At 69.9% G+C, this 15,381-nt stretch carries 15 protein-coding genes and 1 pseudogene; 8 read left to right on the top strand and 8 right to left on the bottom strand.

The window, feature by feature from the left end; genetic code table 11:
- Positions 1-32 precede the first annotated feature (32 nt).
- Positions 33-1,169 carry a winged helix DNA-binding domain-containing protein gene (locus OHA05_RS03600; RefSeq protein ID WP_328859784.1) on the bottom strand — a complete coding sequence of 379 codons (1,137 nt, stop codon included), beginning with the start codon at positions 1,167-1,169 and terminating at the stop codon, positions 33-35.
- Positions 1,170-1,428: 259 nt separating this feature from the next.
- Complete coding sequence (locus OHA05_RS03595) at positions 1,429-2,607, bottom strand: PP2C family protein-serine/threonine phosphatase (protein ID WP_328859783.1); 1,179 nt, start codon at positions 2,605-2,607, stop codon at positions 1,429-1,431.
- A 158-nt stretch (positions 2,608-2,765) separates the two neighbouring features.
- Between OHA05_RS03595 and OHA05_RS03590 the strand changes: the two genes are divergently transcribed.
- A complete protein-coding gene (locus OHA05_RS03590) occupies positions 2,766-3,227 on the top strand; it encodes a VOC family protein (RefSeq protein WP_313947885.1) in 462 nt (153 codons plus the stop codon).
- 16 nt (positions 3,228-3,243) lie between these two features.
- On the opposite strand, the pseudogene OHA05_RS03585 reads toward OHA05_RS03590, so the two are convergent.
- Both OHA05_RS03585 and OHA05_RS03580 read right to left on the bottom strand, forming a co-directional pair.
- Positions 3,244-4,302, bottom strand: a pseudogene (locus tag OHA05_RS03585) (IS110 family transposase); the annotation flags it as partial.
- A gap of 159 nt (positions 4,303-4,461) precedes the next feature.
- Positions 4,462-4,869, bottom strand: coding sequence for a contact-dependent growth inhibition system immunity protein (locus OHA05_RS03580; RefSeq protein WP_328859782.1), 408 nt, complete (start codon positions 4,867-4,869; stop codon positions 4,462-4,464).
- Positions 4,870-5,012: 143 nt separating this feature from the next.
- On the opposite strand from OHA05_RS03580, the gene OHA05_RS03575 reads away from it, so the two are divergent.
- Both OHA05_RS03575 and OHA05_RS03570 read left to right on the top strand, forming a co-directional pair.
- Positions 5,013-5,912, top strand: coding sequence for an RNA polymerase sigma factor SigF (locus tag OHA05_RS03575; protein WP_313947887.1), 900 nt, complete (start codon positions 5,013-5,015; stop codon positions 5,910-5,912).
- 255 nt (positions 5,913-6,167) lie between these two features.
- Positions 6,168-6,371: a cold-shock protein gene (locus OHA05_RS03570; RefSeq protein ID WP_313947888.1), complete on the top strand. Its 204-nt coding sequence runs from the start codon at positions 6,168-6,170 to the stop codon at positions 6,369-6,371.
- Between the two features lie 133 nt (positions 6,372-6,504).
- Here the strand turns inward: OHA05_RS03570 and OHA05_RS03565 are convergent, their stop codons facing one another.
- Together OHA05_RS03565 and ku are read right to left on the bottom strand one after the other, a co-directional pair.
- Positions 6,505-7,935, bottom strand: a complete 1,431-nt coding sequence (locus tag OHA05_RS03565; protein ID WP_328859781.1) for a serine/threonine-protein kinase — start codon at positions 7,933-7,935, stop codon at positions 6,505-6,507.
- A gap of 130 nt (positions 7,936-8,065) precedes the next feature.
- Positions 8,066-8,983, bottom strand: a complete 918-nt coding sequence (gene ku, locus OHA05_RS03560; protein ID WP_328859780.1) for a non-homologous end joining protein Ku — start codon at positions 8,981-8,983, stop codon at positions 8,066-8,068.
- Positions 8,984-9,300: 317 nt separating this feature from the next.
- Between ku and OHA05_RS03555 the strand changes: the two genes are divergently transcribed.
- The 4 genes from OHA05_RS03555 to OHA05_RS03540 all read left to right on the top strand — a co-directional run bounded on the left by OHA05_RS03555 (position 9,301) and on the right by OHA05_RS03540 (position 13,044).
- A complete protein-coding gene (locus OHA05_RS03555; protein ID WP_328859779.1) occupies positions 9,301-10,533 on the top strand; it encodes a cytochrome P450 in 1,233 nt (410 codons plus the stop codon).
- Positions 10,534-10,736: 203 nt separating this feature from the next.
- Positions 10,737-11,168 (top strand): SRPBCC family protein, encoded by a 432-nt coding sequence (locus OHA05_RS03550; RefSeq protein WP_313947892.1) that lies wholly within the window; start codon positions 10,737-10,739, stop codon positions 11,166-11,168.
- A gap of 200 nt (positions 11,169-11,368) precedes the next feature.
- A complete protein-coding gene (locus OHA05_RS03545; RefSeq protein WP_328859778.1) occupies positions 11,369-12,217 on the top strand; it encodes an alpha/beta fold hydrolase in 849 nt (282 codons plus the stop codon).
- A gap of 11 nt (positions 12,218-12,228) precedes the next feature.
- A complete protein-coding gene (locus OHA05_RS03540) occupies positions 12,229-13,044 on the top strand; it encodes an inositol monophosphatase family protein (protein ID WP_328859777.1) in 816 nt (271 codons plus the stop codon).
- A gap of 40 nt (positions 13,045-13,084) precedes the next feature.
- Here the strand turns inward: OHA05_RS03540 and OHA05_RS03535 are convergent, their stop codons facing one another.
- Positions 13,085-13,255: a hypothetical protein gene (locus OHA05_RS03535; RefSeq protein WP_328859776.1), complete on the bottom strand. Its 171-nt coding sequence runs from the start codon at positions 13,253-13,255 to the stop codon at positions 13,085-13,087.
- A 257-nt stretch (positions 13,256-13,512) separates the two neighbouring features.
- A complete protein-coding gene (locus OHA05_RS03530; RefSeq protein WP_328859775.1) occupies positions 13,513-14,364 on the bottom strand; it encodes a serine hydrolase domain-containing protein in 852 nt (283 codons plus the stop codon).
- Positions 14,365-14,732: 368 nt separating this feature from the next.
- On the opposite strand from OHA05_RS03530, the gene OHA05_RS03525 reads away from it, so the two are divergent.
- A complete protein-coding gene (locus OHA05_RS03525; RefSeq protein ID WP_313947897.1) occupies positions 14,733-15,368 on the top strand; it encodes a hypothetical protein in 636 nt (211 codons plus the stop codon).
- The last annotated feature ends 13 nt before the right edge of the window (positions 15,369-15,381 follow it).

Below are 15,381 nucleotides of genomic sequence, written 5' to 3'. Positions count from 1 at the left end.
GGTTCCGGTCCGGACGCGGGCGATCGGTGTCGCTACCCGGGGAGCACCCGGACCTCGGCGCTCGGCAACCCGGCCCACCATCCCGCGTACCGGCGGTAGACCTGCGCGTCGCGGTCGGCCAGCAGCGCCACCAAACCCTTGGCCTCCGCGGCGAGTTCGTCCCAGACGGCGGCCGGGAGGGTGTGGAAGGCCGTCGCCTCGATGCCTCCCTCCACGGGGCGCCACACGCCGGCCACGTAGCCGTCGACCAGCAGGGTGGGCAGGACGTCACCGTTCACCCGGATGACCAGGGGCCGGTATGGCGGCGGGATGATGCGGCTGCGGTCGGCGTACGCCAGCAGGACGCTGTCCCACATGGCCATCAGCCGGGGCGGTGCCGGGGTGTCGGCCGCCGGGCGCGGGGCGCCGGGGATGTCGAACAGGGCCTTGCCGTCCGGCCCTTCCCACTCCTCCAGGATGTCGGAGAGCGCGCCCACCGCCTCACGGGCCCTCGCGCGCGCAACCGTGGCGAACTGCGCGATGTCCGCCACCGACGCCGGCCCGAACCCTTCCAGATAGCGGCGGACCAGCGTCTGGAGCGAGGCGGCGGACGTGTGCGGGTCGAGCGCCGGCCGGGTCCCCGACGCGACGTAGGACGGGCGGAGCCCGAACGACCACGGCCCTCCGGTGGGGGCGTGCACCAGGGGTGCGTACGACCGCAGTCCCCACCACGCGCCGGACTTCGGCGGCACACCGATCCGTGCTTCGAGCCAGGCTTCCATCTCGGCGGTCGTGCGCGGCCGGTCCGCGAAGGTCAGCAGTTCCGGGACCAGTGCGTCCGCGTCGTCGGGCGACAACCCGCTCGCGGTGAAGCGGGAGTTGAGCCGGGCGGCACGCAGCGTCGGATGCATGGCCTCGCGGAACGACCGGTAGTCGTCCCGGTGGACGGCGTGCAGGGTGATCCGTACCAGCGTCGCTTTCACGATCGCCCGCTCACCGAAGGCGGCGTCGAGGTCGGCCGGGTCGAATCCGCTGAGCCGGTTCCACAACGCGAGATACGGCGACGCGGCGTGCTGTGCCTGGAGTGCGACGAGACGACGGACCGCGTCGACGGCACCCAACGGCTCCCGCCGCAGAAGCAGCTGTCTGCCGAGCGTGGACCGGTTGAGTTCCCGTGGAGTGATCCTCATACCGCGATTGTGCCGAAAATGGTCAGCCGGCTCATCGACCCGTCCGGCTCCGGTATCCGTGCAGGTGGAGGTGCGGGCGCCGTTGCCCCGTCATTTCGCGCCACCTGCGGGTGCTGCGGTTCCCCGTCGGGACCTGAGCGAGCAGCCGCGGGGTTCCACGGGCTGGAGCACGAGAGCGGTTCCGGGAGGTGCGAGGACGAGGAGCCGTGGGCGTTCGTGCCACAGGCCCGATATCAGCCGGGTGACCTGCTGTGAGCCGTCAGGGACGGCCGTGCCAGTCGAGGCAGACGACCATGGCGTCGTCCTCGGAGGGGCCGGGGCCGCGATGGCCGGCGAGCTCTTCCAGTACCGCCCGCGGTACCTGGGACGGCGGCAGCAGCCGGGTGTCGCGCACGGCCCTGATCAGGGCGCGCTCGCTGTAGCGTTCGCCGCTCGGCGAGGGCACGTCGTAGACCCCGTCGCTGACGAAGAGGAGCCGGTCGCCCGGCTCGACCTGAAAATGCTGCGGTGTATAGTCCGTGTCCTCGAACATGCCGAGCGGCAGCTGCGCCTCCAGTTCCACCGGCTCGACGACGCCCTGGCGCATGCGCCACACCCGCGGCGACCCGGCGTCGATGACCTCGGCCCTGCCGGTCGGCAGATGGAAGCGGAACAGGAGCATGGACAGGTACTGCCGGCCGGCGTGCTGGCCGTAGACCGCCTGATCGGCCAGGGACGCCTGACCGATCAGGCTCAGACCGGCGCGGCGTGCGTTGCGCAGAGCGTTCACCGCCAGATTGGTGAGCAGCGCGGCATCGATCCCCTCGCCCATGCCGTTGTTGGCGCTCAGCGTGAGGTGGTCGGCGGAGGCGGACCAGTCGAAGTTGTCCCCGTAGATGGCGTACGCCGGCTCCAGCTGGGCGCCGATGCTGTACTCGGTGCGCGAGCAGGAGCGGCCCGGGAGCAGCTGCCACTGCATCTCGGCGGCCAGAGTGAGCCGCTCGGCCCGCCGGGCCAGCAGGAACACGTCCGTGTCGCGCTCGGCCACCATGATCTCGTGAGCCAGGGCGTCGGCGATCTCCTGAAGCGCTTCGACGGTCGCGGGACCGGGCTCCGTACCGGGCAGGGTCACGCTCAGCACCCCCAGGCGGTCACCGCGGACACTCACCGGCAGGTGGACCGTCACGGTCGGAGCGCGGTTGCCGGTCTCGGCGACCATGTGCGGCTCCTGTGCTCCGAAGGCGCGGCCGGCGGCGCTGGAGTTCAGAGGCAGGGGTGTGGTCGTGCGCGGCAGTTTCGCCACGGGCTGGAGACTGGTCATGGCGTAGTCCGCCATGAGGAGGTCGACCGTCACCGCGTCGAAGCGCCCCTCGATCAGCGCGCGGGCGACGTCGAACAGCGCGTGGGGTGCGGCGTCGCGGAGCTGACGCTCCACCCCGCCGGGTCTGTCAGCCTTCACATGTCCCATTTCTGCGGAAAGGAGTCCATCCTACGACCGGGGCGGTCCGGCCTTGCCGGGGCGATGTACCTCCGGGGAGTGTCACACGCGCGGGTCCGTGGGGTCGGAGATCCCGGGTTCCTCGCGGATGTCGGTGCCGGGGCCTATAAGTGGTGAGCATGACTCCCACTCCGATGCACTGGAAGCTCGTCGTCGACGCCGACGATCCGCACGCACAGGCCGACTTCTGGGCGGCCGCGCTGCACTACACGGTCGAGGACCACAGCGTCCTGATCGACAAGCTCCTCGGCCTCGGCGCCATCCCGGCCGAGATCGTGGTCGATCGCCATGACCGGCACGGCTGGCGTGACGCGGCGGCGGTACGCCACCCCGAGGACCCGCACGACCCGGAGAGCGGCGCGGGCCTGGGCCGCCGGCTGCTCTTCAACCGCGTGCCGCAGCCCGAGAAGACGGCCAAGAACCGTCTCCACATCGACCTGCACGGCCCGGCCGGCGAGCGGGACAGCGAGGTGCAGCGCCTGCGGGCTCTCGGCGCCCAGGTCCAGACCCACATCAAGGAACCGTCGGGGGAGTGGGTGGTCATGACGGACCCGGAGGGCAACGAATTCTGCGTGCACTGATTCCTAATGCTGTTTGTCAAGCTGCGAGAACGGTGGGCGGCACGGCTTCGTAAGTCCGTCCATCGCGCAGGAGGGCCCAGAGGACGTTGACCCGGCGGCGGGCCAGGGCGAGGACGGCCTGGATGTGGTGCTTGCCTTCGGCTCGCTTGCGTTCGTAAAACCGGCGGGAGTCCTCGCAGTGACGGATGCTGAACAACGCGGAGATGTAGAAAACTCGTTGGAGTCGGCGGTTGTAGCGTCGTGGGCGACGGAGGTTGCCGCTGATCTTGCCCGAGTCGCGGGGAACGGGAGCAACGCCGCCGAAGCCGGCGAGGCGGTCAGGTGTGCCGAAGAGACTCATGTCGCCGCCGGTCGCGGCCAGGAACTCGGCACCGAGTATCACGCCCAGGCCGGGCATGCTGGTGATCACTTCGAAATCCCGATGTTCGCGAAACCGGGCCTCGATCGCCTTGTCGAGCTCGGCGACCTGCTGGTTGAGGGCCATCACTTCCCGCGCGAGCGTGTGCACCATCTGGGCGGTCAGTTTCTCGCCGGGCAGGCTTGTGTGCTGGCGCCCGGCGGCCTCCAGAGCTGTCTCGGCGAGCCGGTCAGAGCGGAGGACCTTGCGGTTGCGCAGCCAGGTCTCGAGCCTCTTCTTGCCTGTCCGGCGGAGGGAGGCCGGGGTCTGGTAGCCGGTCAGCAGCATGAGCGGGCCGGTGTTGGTCAAGTCCAGAGCCCGCTCCAGGCCGGGGAAGATGTCGGTGAGTTGGGCGCGGAGCCGGTTGACGGTGCGGGTGCGGTCGGCGACCAAATCGGTGCGACGGCCGGTGAGGATCTTGAGGTCGGTGACGGTCTCGTCGCTGGTGCGTAAGGGGTGCAGGTCGCGGCGGATGCGGGCCTGGTCGGCGATGACGGCGGCGTCCTTGGCGTCGGTCTTGCCTTCGCCGCGGTAGCTCTCGGAGGCGCGATGGATGGCCCGGCCGGACAGATAGTGCACCGGCTGGTCGTGGTTGAACAGGATCGTGATGGCCAGGGCGGCACCGCCGTCGGCCAGGTCGATGCCCCAGGTCACCTCGTCGCCCAGGGCCAGGACATCGGCGTGGCGCCTCGGACGCGTCGGGCACGAGGCGGCGGGATCGATTCTCGGCCTGGTCCGCGGCGGTCGGATCGAGTCTCGGCCCGTCCGCGGCGGCCGGAGCGTCACGGCCGCTCCGGAGCGGCCGTGGTGGCAGGGGCGACCCGGAGCCGCTGGGCGTCAGGGGCGATCCGCTCGGTCCAGGAACCGCCCGACCTCGGTCGTCAGCTCCTCGGGCACCTCGGGCAGCGACGACACGACGGCCACCAGTTCCCGGCGGAGGTCGGGGAACATCGACCACGTGGCGGGGCTCTTCCGCATCACCACCGACAGGAGATCGCCCTCGTAGTACCTGCCTTCGGCCAGCGGATCGTCGCGCAACACGTCGAGCGCCACGGGGAGGAGGAAGGGCAGGCCCACATCCTGCGCGATCAGGGTGCGGAGGTCGTCCACCGTGAGCGCTCCGACCTTCACCCGCCGCAGGGCGTGCACCGTCCTGACCAGGCGTGTGGTCCCGGCAGACGGCTCCGGCCAGCGCTCGCCTTCAAGGTCTTCGAGGGACCGGTCCAGGTGCAGCAGGCGGCTCATCCGTACAGGCTAGAGGGCGCGCGACGGGGCGCGGCGGTCACCCTCATGTGCATTCAGCGAAAAGTTGTCGAGCGGCAACAGTGTGGATGTGTGTCGAGTGGGCAGGCGGTCGTCAGACATGGCCCCCACCCCGAGGTGAAGTTGTGACTTTCTCGACTCAGTTGACCGGCGCTTCGGCTCAGGACCTCGACGCTGCCGGGGCGTCTACGGACGTGACCGGCAGCGGAGCCGACGCCCTCCCGTGGATCGAGGATGCGGGCAAGATCGCTCCCAAGGATGCCCGGCAGCTGTCGAAGCTGTTCTTCGATCAGCTCCAGGTGCTCGAGGAGGGCACTCCCGAGTACCAGTACGCGCGCAACACCCTGATCGAGATGAACCTCTCGCTCGTCAAGTTCGCGGTGCGCCGGTTCCGCAACCGGGGTGACGGCGAGATGGAGGACATCACCCAGGTCGGCACGATCGGCCTGATCAAGGCGATCGACCGGTTCGAGCTGTCCCGCGAGGTCGAGTTCTCGTCCTTCGCCATCCCCTACATCGTGGGGGAGATCAAGCGCTTCTTCCGCGACAGCACCTGGGCGGTGCATGTGCCGCGCCGCCTTCAGGAGCTCCGTGTCGAACTGGCCAAGGCCAAGGAGGAGCTCGCGAACCGGCTGGATCGCGACCCCACCGTGAAGGAGCTGGCCGACCACCTCGATCTCACGGAGGACGAGATCATCGAGGGCCTCGTCGCCGCCAACGGCTACATCGCGGACTCGATCGACACACCGACCGCGGGTGACGAGGACTCCAGCGACGGGGGCCGCACCGTCGTCGACGGCATCGGCGACGACGACCCCGCCATGGACCTGCTGGAGAACCTGCACTCCCTCGCTCCGCTGCTCGAACAGCTCGACGACCGGGAGCGCACCATCATCGAGATGCGCTTCGGCCAGGAGCTCACGCAGGCACGCATCGGCGAGGAGCTCGGCATCTCCCAGATGCACGTATCGCGTCTTCTCGCCCGCACGCTGACGAAGCTCCGTACCGGGCTGCTCACCGGCTGACTGGCAGTCGTACGCACCGCGTCACCCCCACCGGCCGTCCGAAAGACACGCCTTGGCCGCACGAACTTGATCAGGTTGCTGGGCAGGCCGGTGGGGAGCGGTGTAGCGTCAGCGTCAGCTGTCGTGGTTCCAAGTATCCAACGTCCGTGAGCCCCGTGTTCACGGGCGTCTTGCTGTTCAGAGTGCCTGAGGACCAGGGCGATCACCTCCGGCTTCCGCAAGGTGCGGAGCCGACGTCAAGTCCTTGGAGGACAAATGGCCAGCGGTACGGTGAAGTGGTTCAACGCGGAGAAGGGCTTCGGCTTCATCGCCCAGGACGGTGGCGGTCCGGACGTCTTCGCCCACTACTCCAACATCAACGCGACGGGCTTCCGTGAGCTCCAGGAGGGCCAGCAGGTCTCCTTCGACATCACGCAGGGCCAGAAGGGCCCGCAGGCGGAGAACATCACCCCCGTCTGAGTCGCCTGAAGGTGCAAGAGGGTGCCCCGTTCCCGGCTTCCGGGGGCGGGGCACCGGTGTGTCGTGGGGCAGTGCTCCCAGGCGTGACCGGGCCCGGTGGGTCGCGTGGGGCTCTCCGGTACGTGAGAGGGCGTCAGTCGTGCGTGCCCCTGCCCGCCTTCTCCTTCGACCGGGCGGACCGGTTCTTCGACCGGTGATCCTTCTCCGGGCCGTGCCCGGGCGATCCGTACTCCGGTGTACCGAAGGACGCGGGCGGCCGGACAGCGCCGGGTCCGCCCGGGAGCGAGGTGCGGGAGCCGACCACCGGCAGCTGTTCCGCGGGGGCCACGCTGCGGGCGGGGTCGACGGCACCGGCCGGACCGCGGGGCGCGGCGGCCGGCCCCGCTGCCGCCGGCGCACTTCCGGGCTCGGGCGCGGGTGTGCCGGGGCGCCCGTGCCGGGGCGCGGACTCGGGCTCCGGCACGGGATCGGGCTGGGGGACAGCCGTCTGCCTGCGGCCCGCGTCCGAACCGCCGTCCGCCGCCGTGAGCGTGGTGCCGAGCACGGCGGCGAGGGCGGCAGCGCCGGCCATTATCAGGCGCCGGCTCCGGGTCGGCCCGGGTACGGCGGAGGCGTCGATCCGGTGGGTCGGGGCGCCGTCCCGGCGGCGGGGAAGGACATTGCGGTGCGCGCCCGAGCCGAGCGAGCGGACGGCGAACCGGCGCGGGGCGGGCGAGGGAGGCGCGACCTCGGGAGCGTCCAGGCGCTGTGACTCCAGTGCCGCCGCGCACTCGTGCGCGTCCGGTCGATCCGCGTCCTCCACGGAGGTCATGGCGGTCAGCAGGGACGCCATCGCGCGGGGGAGGGATGGGGGCAGGACGGGAGGCCGGTGCAGTCGGGCTATCGCGGCTTCCAGCGGGGTCCCCGTGTACTCGAGTTCGCCCTTGAGGCACTCCAGCAGCACCAGGCCCATGGCGTAGATGTCCGCCGCCGTTCCGGCGCCCTTGCCGAGCACCTGCTCCGGTGCGAGATAGGCCGCTGTGCCGATCAGTGCGCCCGGCTCGGTGTGCGTGGGGGTGTCGAGCATCCGGGATATGCCGAAGTCGGTCAGGTGCGGCTTGTCCTCGGCGTCGAGCAGGATGTTGCCGGGCTTGACGTCGCGGTGCACGATTCCGGCGGCGTGCACATGGGTCAACGCTCCCGCGAGCGCGGCTCCGAACCTGCACACCCAGGAAAGGGGACGCGGGCCGGAGGCGATGCGCCGCCGCAGAGTGACGCCCTGGACCAGCTCCATGACCAGGAAGTCGGAACCCTCGTGGTGCCCGGTGTCGTACACCGTGATCAGACCGGGGTGCTGAAGGCGGGCCAGCAGGAGCGCTTCGTCGGCGAAGCGTTCCTCCATCTCCGGATCAGCCCCGGGCCGGAACACCTTGACGGCCACCGGACGCCTCAGGCGCAGATCCAGACCCCGGTACACGTCGGCGGCTCCGCCTCGTCCGGCGAGGTCGTCGATCCGGTAGCGGCCGGCCAGCACGTTGGCTGTGAGCCCGGATTCCCACACGGACGGCGTGCGGCGGACCTTCATGAGGTCTCCCGAGTCTTCGACGGCAGCGGGCAGCGTCCTGCGACGCTCCACCCGTGTACCCACCACATGGCCGACCATCCCCGGCAACGCACGTGGGAGCCCCGACGGCGCTCACCGGGGCCGCCTGTCCTCAGGCGCTGCGCGGCTTGCGTCCGCTCGTCTTCTTGGCAGCGGCCTTCTTCGCCGCGGTCTTCTTGGCCGCCGTCTTCTTCGCGGCCCGCTTCTTCGAGGTGGGCATGTCGTGGACGGTGGCGTGCTCGCCGCTCTCCCCGCGGGACTCCTTCGCCGCCTGAACCGACGCGTTCAGTGCGGCCATCAGGTCGACGACCTCGCCCGCCGGCCGCGCTTCGTCCTCGGCCCGGGTCGGTGTCCTCCCCTCGGCCTTGGCGGCGATGACCTCCTCCAGGGCTTCGCGGTAGTGGTCCCGGTAGCCGGAGATGTCGTCCTCGCTCATGGCCTCCATCAGCGCCACGGCACCGTCGATCTCGCTGTCACCGACCTCGACGGGATCGGGGGCGAGTGTCTCGGGGGAGCGGATCTCGTCCGGCCAGCGCATCGCATGGAGAACGATCGCGTCGTCCTTCACCCGCAGCAGCCCCAGCCGCTCGCGGCCGTGCCACGCGAACTTCGCCACCGCCACCTTGCTGGACCGTTCCAGCGCCTTCCGCAGCAGCGTGTAGGGCTTCGCCGACACCGCTCCGCTCGCGGCAAGGTAGTAACCGTTCGAGATACGGATCGGGTCGATGCTGTCCGCCGGTACGAACGCGACGATCTCGATCGCCTTCGCCGTCGGCAACGGCATGTTCGCGAGGTCCTCGTCGGTGATCTCGATCAAGGTGTCCTTGGAGACCTCGAACGCCTTTCCGATCTCGTCGTCGCGCAGCTGCTTGCCGTCCAGCTCGCAGATCTTCCGGTACCGGATCCGCCCCATGTCGTCCAGGTGGTACTGGTGAAAGCTGATGTTGTGACTCTCGGTAGCCGGCAGCACCTTGATGGGGATGGTGACCAGGCCGAACGAGATGGCTCCGGACCAGACGGGGCGGGGCATGACGAACCTCCGTGTGCAGCCCCGAGACCGTCAGCGTACGGCCGGGTCCCCGACGCGGCACCCCCGCAGCCGCCAGTCCGGGGACGGCGCAGGGGCCGCCTTTCCGGGGGGGACCGGCTGGGGCGTACGCGACGGGCCGGGCCCGCGTGGCCGCGGCTGAGCGTCTCTCGCACGCGGCCGTACCCAGGCATGCCCCGCCCGGCCGCACCGGCCCCGCCCGTCCGACGTCCATCGCGTGTCTGGGCATCACCGCTCCGGGCACTCGGCACCCTATGAACACTCTCGCCGCCCCCCTCCGCGACAGCAGCATTCCTCTGATGACCAAGGGGTACGCCTGGTTGCCCGACCGTCTGCGCAGCAGCGGGGGCTCGCCGGTGCAGACCCGGATCCTGGGCCGGCCGACGACGGCCGTCCACGGCCGGGAGTCCGTGCGCTTCTTCTACGACGACCAGCATGTGAAGCGCCGATCCGCACTTCCCGGCCCCGTTCTCGACACACTGTTCGGCCGGGGCGCCGTGCACACCCTCGACGGCCACCAGCACCTGGCCCGCAAGGCGCTCTTCATGTCCCTGCTCAAGAACCGGGGTGCCGTCGCGCGCCTGACGGAGCTGGCCGGAGCGGAGTGGGACGCGGCGGCGCGCGAATGGGCGATGCGCCCCGCCGTCGAACTGTTCACCGAGTCGAGCCGGGTGCTCACCCGCGCGGTGTGCGACTGGGCCGGCATTCCGCTCGGCGCGGCCGAGACCGCGGAGCTGGCCGATGATCTGGTGGCGATGGTCGACGGCTTCGCCGCGATCGGCCCCCGGCACCTCAGGGCCCGTGCCGCTCGCGCCCGGCGCGAGGTGTGGCTGGAGGCCCTGATCCGTACGGCGCGGGCGGAGGCCGGTACGGACCCGGGCACCGACCGGGGCACGCAGTATCCCGCCGGCTCACCCCTGCGGGCGGTGGCGCTCCACCGCGACGACAGCGGCCGGCTGCTCGACTCGCACACCGCCGCCGTGGAGGTCCTCAACATCATTCGCCCCACGGTGGCCGTCGCCTGGTTCGTGACCTTCGCCGCTCACGCGCTCGAGCGGTGGCCGGGCCGACGGGACGCACTGCGCAAGGGTGACCCCGCGTACGCGGAAGCCTTCGCGCACGAGGTTCGGCGCTTCTACCCCTTCGTGCCGTTCGTGGGCGGTCTGGCGGCCGGAGACCTGCGGTGGCAGGGCGTGGTCATTCCCGAAGGAAGCCTCGTCCTGCTGGACGTCTACGGCCAGCAGCACGACCCCGGCCTGTGGCCCCACCCGTACACCTTCCGCCCCGAGCGCTTCCTCGGCCGGAGCGTGGCGAGCGACGAGCTGATCCCGCAGGGCGGTGGGGACGCGGCCACCGGCCACCGGTGCCCGGGCGAGGACATCACCGTCGCCCTGCTGGCCTGCCTGTCCACGCGGCTGGCGGACATGAACTACCTGGTGCCGCCGCAGGACCTGTCGATCAGTCTGCGCCGGGTGCCGGCGCGTCCGAGCAGCGGCTTCGTCATGTCGCTCCGGGTGCCCTCCGACGCCTGATGGGTACGGGGGCGGATACGTCTCGCGTGCGCCGGTGCCCATCCTGTAGGCGTCGGGGGCGAGTTGGGACGGTGCCGCCGCAGACGTCGTCCCACCGCGGCACTTCCCGACCCCGGCACGCCGGAACAGATCGTGTGCGCGGCGCATCGGAGGGCACCCGGTGGAGGAACGCGGAAAACCGGATCGTCAGGAAAGGACCCTCCATGTCGGCATCTCTGATCGAAGCCGTGGACGTCAACGCCCCCGTCTCCGTGAGCTGGGGTCTGTGGCAGGACGTGACCGAGTGGCCGCGCTTCCTCAGCCATGTCGAGCGGGTCGACCGGCTCGACGACCGGAGGTTCGCCTGGTGGCTCTCGCTGCCCGGTGCGGACAAGCAGTTCATCGCCGAGCTCACCGAAGTCGTGCCGGAGGACCGGATCGCGTGGAAGACGGTCGCCGGGGTCCACCACGCCGGCGTGGTCACCTTCCACCACCTCAGCGACACCACGAGCCGCGTGACCCTTCAGGTCGAGTACGAGCCCGACGGCTTCCTCGAACACCTCGGCGCGCTCACCAACCTCGACAAGACGCTCGCCAACTACGACTTGGGCGAGTTCCAGCGCATGGCGGAGGAACTCGCCGGCCGGCGTGTCTGACGTATGGCGGCCGCAAGGACCCGCAGGAGCCGAAAGGTCCCGCTGAAGCCGTACGATCCGAGCCCTCCGCCGCACATGCCGGCGGAGGGCTTCGGCTTTTGCCCGGCCGCGCTCGACGACCGGCCGCTGTGTCCCGACTCCCCGGCTGTGGGCCGCGAATTGAGTTGCCGGGAGCGGATGCCGCTGACAAGGTCGTCGCCATGCCCACCCTCCCCGCGTACGACGGCACCGAACTCGCCTACCACGTGGTCGGCGACGGTCCTCCCGTGGTCTGCCTGCCCGGCGGACCGATGCAGGCGTCGGCCTACCTCGGTGACCTCGGCGGCCTGTCCGCGCACCGGCGGCTGATCCTGCCGGACCTTCGGGGGACCGGGAGATCCGCGGTGCCGCAGAGCGCCGACTCCTACCGCTGCGACCGGCTGGTCGACGACATCGAGGCGCTGCGCGAGCACCTCGGCCTCGACCGGATGGACCTGCTCGCCCACTCCGCGGGCACGAACCTCGCGGCGCTCTACGTGGCCCGTCACCCCGAGCGGGTCGGCAGGCTCGCGCTCATCACGCCGAGCGCCACGGCCCTCGGTATCGCCGTCCCCGGAGAGGCCCGGCGCGAGACCGCGCAACTGCGCAGCGAGGAGCCGTGGTTCCCGACCGCCTTCGCGGCCCTGGAGGCGATCACCTCGGGCAAGGCGACGGACGACAGCTGGCAGGCCATCGAGCCGTTCTTCTACGGCCGTTGGGACGACACAGCCCGCGCCCATCAGGCGGCGAAGGACGGTCAGAAGAACGAGGAGGCAGCGGCGGTCTTCGGCGCCGAGGGCGCCTTCGATCCGGATGCCACGCGGGCGGCGCTCGCGCACTTCGCTGGGCCGGTACTGGTGCTCGCGGGGGAGTTCGACCTGAACTCTCCTCCCGGACCGACGGCGGAGTGCGCGGAGTTGTTCCCGGACGCCGCATACGTCGTCCAGCCCGGTGCCGGTCACTTTCCGTGGCTCGACGACGCGGACCGTTTCGTCGCCACCACCGCCCGCTTCCTCGGCCGGCAGTCATGACCGAACCAGTCATGACCGACTCGACCGCACACCGGGACGATGCCGAGGTCGCGACGGCCGCGGCGCGTGCCGGTGCGGAGGTTGTGCTCGCCAGGTACGGGCAGCGGCTCTCCCGCATCGACAAAGGTGCCGGGGACTTCGCCACCGACGCCGATGTGGCGGCCGAGGAGGCGATCCTCGCCGTCATCCGCGCTGCCCGGCCCGAGGACGCGGTGCACGGCGAGGAGGGCGGCCGACGGGGCCCGGCGGACGCGGGGCGACAGTGGTTGGTGGATCCCCTCTGCGGGACGCTCAACTACGCGGTCGGCAACATGCTGGTCGCGGTGAACGTGGCACTGCGCGATGGCCCGGCGGCGGTGGCCGATCCGTTCAGCGGCGAGGTCTTCTTCACCGACGGCACGACGGCGTGGGTGCGGCGCGACGGGGTGGACGAGCTGATGACACCCACGGCCGCCACCGGGTTGGTGGACGTGAACCTGGATCCGCCTTTTCCGAGCGCCCCCGGATTCAGGGCGGTGGACCTGCTCGCTCACCCGGATTTCGTCGCGGGGTTCCGGCCGCGGGTGGTGTCGAGCACCCTGGCACTTGCCTGGGTCGCGGCCGGCAAGCGCGCCGCGTACGTCACCGACGGCGGTGACCTGACCGAGAGCGTGCACTTCGCGGCGGGTATCGCTGTGTGCCGGGCCGCCGGCTGCGTCGTCACCGGAGTCGACGGCGTGCCGGTCGGAGGGACCGGACGGGCCGGCCCGGGAGGCCGGGGTCTCGTCGTGGCCTCGGACGCGGAGACGCACGGGCGGCTGCTGTCGATGATCCGCGGACAGGGCTGACACAGAGGGGGCGTTGGCCCCTGGCGACTGCCCGGGGGTCTCAGTCGTCGCCGACGACGATGGTGCGCTCTTCCTCGTCTCTGCGGTCGCTCTGCTTCGGCCCTGATCCGTCCTCCGGGACGATCACAGCCGGCATACACATACGCACGGGCTCTCCGGTGCTGCTGTGCCGACTGGTGATCCGCCCGCTTTCCGTGGGTGAGCCGTTCACGGTCAGACTCCTTCTTCCTCCATTGGCGTGGAAGGGAAAATGCCCTGAGGGCATTCTGTGAAGCGGGTACCCGTCCGAGCGATCACAACACATCCTTGCTCCTTTGCCGGGCCGGGAATACGTCAGCATGAGATGCGCAGTGTCGTTTCCATGAGCCGCGAATCATGTGAGGTCCCGGCATTTGCCTGACAGCGGCGTCGAATCTGTTCCGGCGGGTGACGTAACGGAGCAGGACAGCCCTGAGGCGTTGGCCGACGTCAGTCTGCGGTGGCGGCGCGTAGATGTCCCAGTCCTATGCGGTCCGTCTCTTCGAGGGACCCGTGCAGGCGGTGGACGACGATCCAGCGGCCGTCGGGGACGGCTCCGGCGAAGACCGTTGATCTACGGGTGCCCCCGTTGTGCCACATCAGCGGCAGCGGTCCGGTTCGTTGCCAGCTGAGTGACGGCTCCCCCAGCGTGCGGTCGAGGACGAGGCCGGTCAGTACGCGGGCGACGGTGCGGGGAGCGGCCCAGAGACCGCCTGCGGGCAGAATCGCGCCTGTCATGTCCCACGGTGTGACGCTGCGTCCGAACCACCCTCTCGCGAGTGATCGGTTGTGTTCCGGCGGACGCGCGGTCATCGCTTCTGGTGGCAGGCCGAGTGGAGAGAGGACGTGCGTGGCGACAAGATCGCTGTAGTCCTGGCCGCCGGCCGCCGTCAGGACTGCCCCGAGCACGGCGTAGCCGAAGTTGGAGTACTCCTCGCGTTCTCCTGCGGGTGCGGTGGTGAGCCGGTCGAGACCCGCAGCGAGGATCGCACGCAGCCTGTCGTCGCTGAACTTCTTGTAGGGATCGATGTTTGTGGTGCCGGGTGGCACCGGGGGGAGGCCGGAGGTGTGCTCGGCGAGATGCCGCAGGGTGATACCGGACCCGGCAGGGGCGTCGAGCCACCGTTCGACAGGATCGTCAACAGTCAATACGCCCTCCCTGGCCAACTGTTCGAGGATGGTTCCGGTGATGACTTTGGTGAAGGAGCCCACCTCGGCGTACTTGTCGGGGTCGTGTCCACCGGTAGCGAGTGGGGCGGTGTTGTGTGAGCTGCCGATGATGCAGGTGGGGATATCGGGCATGGTCATCCTGCCGGTTGGGGAACGGGGAATTACGCCCGTGAACACAGCAATGGAGACGTGAAAGCCGATCGAGGCGGCGGCTTGTGTTCCGACGGGGGCGGAAGGTGGCCCACGTGGGGCTCAGTTGTAGCCGACACCTCGTACCCGAAATTGCTTGAAGGGTGCAAAGTCGGACTCACTTGCCTGCCATGATCACGACTCTATGAGGGTGTCTTGGATGTCCTCAAGATGTTGCACTGTGATGATCAGCACAACGTGTGATTGTTGAATTGAGTACGGTAAATGGAGGAACTAAGGGCCGTCCCGCAACTGCCTGGACCCCTGCCCCTGGGACGAGCCATGTCAGTGGCTGGTGACAGGACTACGGGGTGTTGATTGAGGGATACGACGACGGCCCGTTGGACGCAGGAGAGTCACTGCTTGCTCGCCCGGGCTTCTGGTCGAACTACTTGTCGGAGATCTGCGCTGGTGGAGCCAACGCCGAGAGTCCCGTTCCGGAGTGGTTCGGCGAGGACGGAGCTGATGTCGATGCCTTGTCCGAGATCCTCTTCGATCCCGAACGCTGGCCGGTGCTCCGGGTGCCCAGTGCGGACGGCTCCGGAGTCGTGGTGGTATTCCGCAACCTGGTCGGCGACTGCGGCATCGACTTCCTGCTCATCCATCCAGGCCAGAGCCACGCCCAGCAGCTCGCCAGTTGGGAGGGGGAACTCTCGGGGACCGGGCTTGCGTGGCGGGAACTGGTCCGCATCGCCGAGAACCCCGCGTCAGAAGCCGACGGTGTCGACGGTGTCGACGAGCCTGCCGCCCGCCTTCTGTTGCTTCTTCCCCTTCTCATTCTCAACGACTTGGAGGTGCCGGAGGAGGCGTCTGCCCGGCTCAGCGCTGCCCTGACCGCAGTAGGGGTGGCGCAAGACATCGCCTTGAGCACGACGGAGCATCTGCTCACCGGCCTGACCGGGAGACCGTGGCACGATCCCGCATGGGGCTCGCCTCTGAGCAGCTGAGACTGCCGCAAAG

It is taken from the genome of Streptomyces sp. NBC_00306, assembly GCF_036169555.1.
GTDB classification, from domain to species: Bacteria; Actinomycetota; Actinomycetes; order Streptomycetales; family Streptomycetaceae; genus Streptomyces; species Streptomyces achmelvichensis.
The sequence above is the reverse complement of the archived record's forward strand: the minus strand, read 5'-3'. Positions and strand labels throughout refer to the sequence as shown.

Coding starts and splice junctions, on each gene's coding strand:
- OHA05_RS03600 (WP_328859784.1), bottom strand. CDS start 1,169: ATGAGGATCACTCCACGGGAACTCAACCGGTCCACGCTCGGCAGACAG.
- OHA05_RS03590 (WP_313947885.1), top strand. CDS start 2,766: ATGACTCCCACTCCGATGCACTGGAAGCTCGTCGTCGACGCCGACGAT.
- OHA05_RS03580 (WP_328859782.1), bottom strand. CDS start 4,869: ATGAGCCGCCTGCTGCACCTGGACCGGTCCCTCGAAGACCTTGAAGGC.
- OHA05_RS03570 (WP_313947888.1), top strand. CDS start 6,168: ATGGCCAGCGGTACGGTGAAGTGGTTCAACGCGGAGAAGGGCTTCGGC.
- OHA05_RS03565 (WP_328859781.1), bottom strand. CDS start 7,935: ATGAAGGTCCGCCGCACGCCGTCCGTGTGGGAATCCGGGCTCACAGCC.
- ku (WP_328859780.1), bottom strand. CDS start 8,983: ATGCCCCGCCCCGTCTGGTCCGGAGCCATCTCGTTCGGCCTGGTCACC.
- OHA05_RS03555 (WP_328859779.1), top strand. CDS start 9,301: ATGACCAAGGGGTACGCCTGGTTGCCCGACCGTCTGCGCAGCAGCGGG.
- OHA05_RS03550 (WP_313947892.1), top strand. CDS start 10,737: ATGTCGGCATCTCTGATCGAAGCCGTGGACGTCAACGCCCCCGTCTCC.
- OHA05_RS03545 (WP_328859778.1), top strand. CDS start 11,369: ATGCCCACCCTCCCCGCGTACGACGGCACCGAACTCGCCTACCACGTG.
- OHA05_RS03540 (WP_328859777.1), top strand. CDS start 12,229: ATGACCGACTCGACCGCACACCGGGACGATGCCGAGGTCGCGACGGCC.
- OHA05_RS03530 (WP_328859775.1), bottom strand. CDS start 14,364: ATGCCCGATATCCCCACCTGCATCATCGGCAGCTCACACAACACCGCC.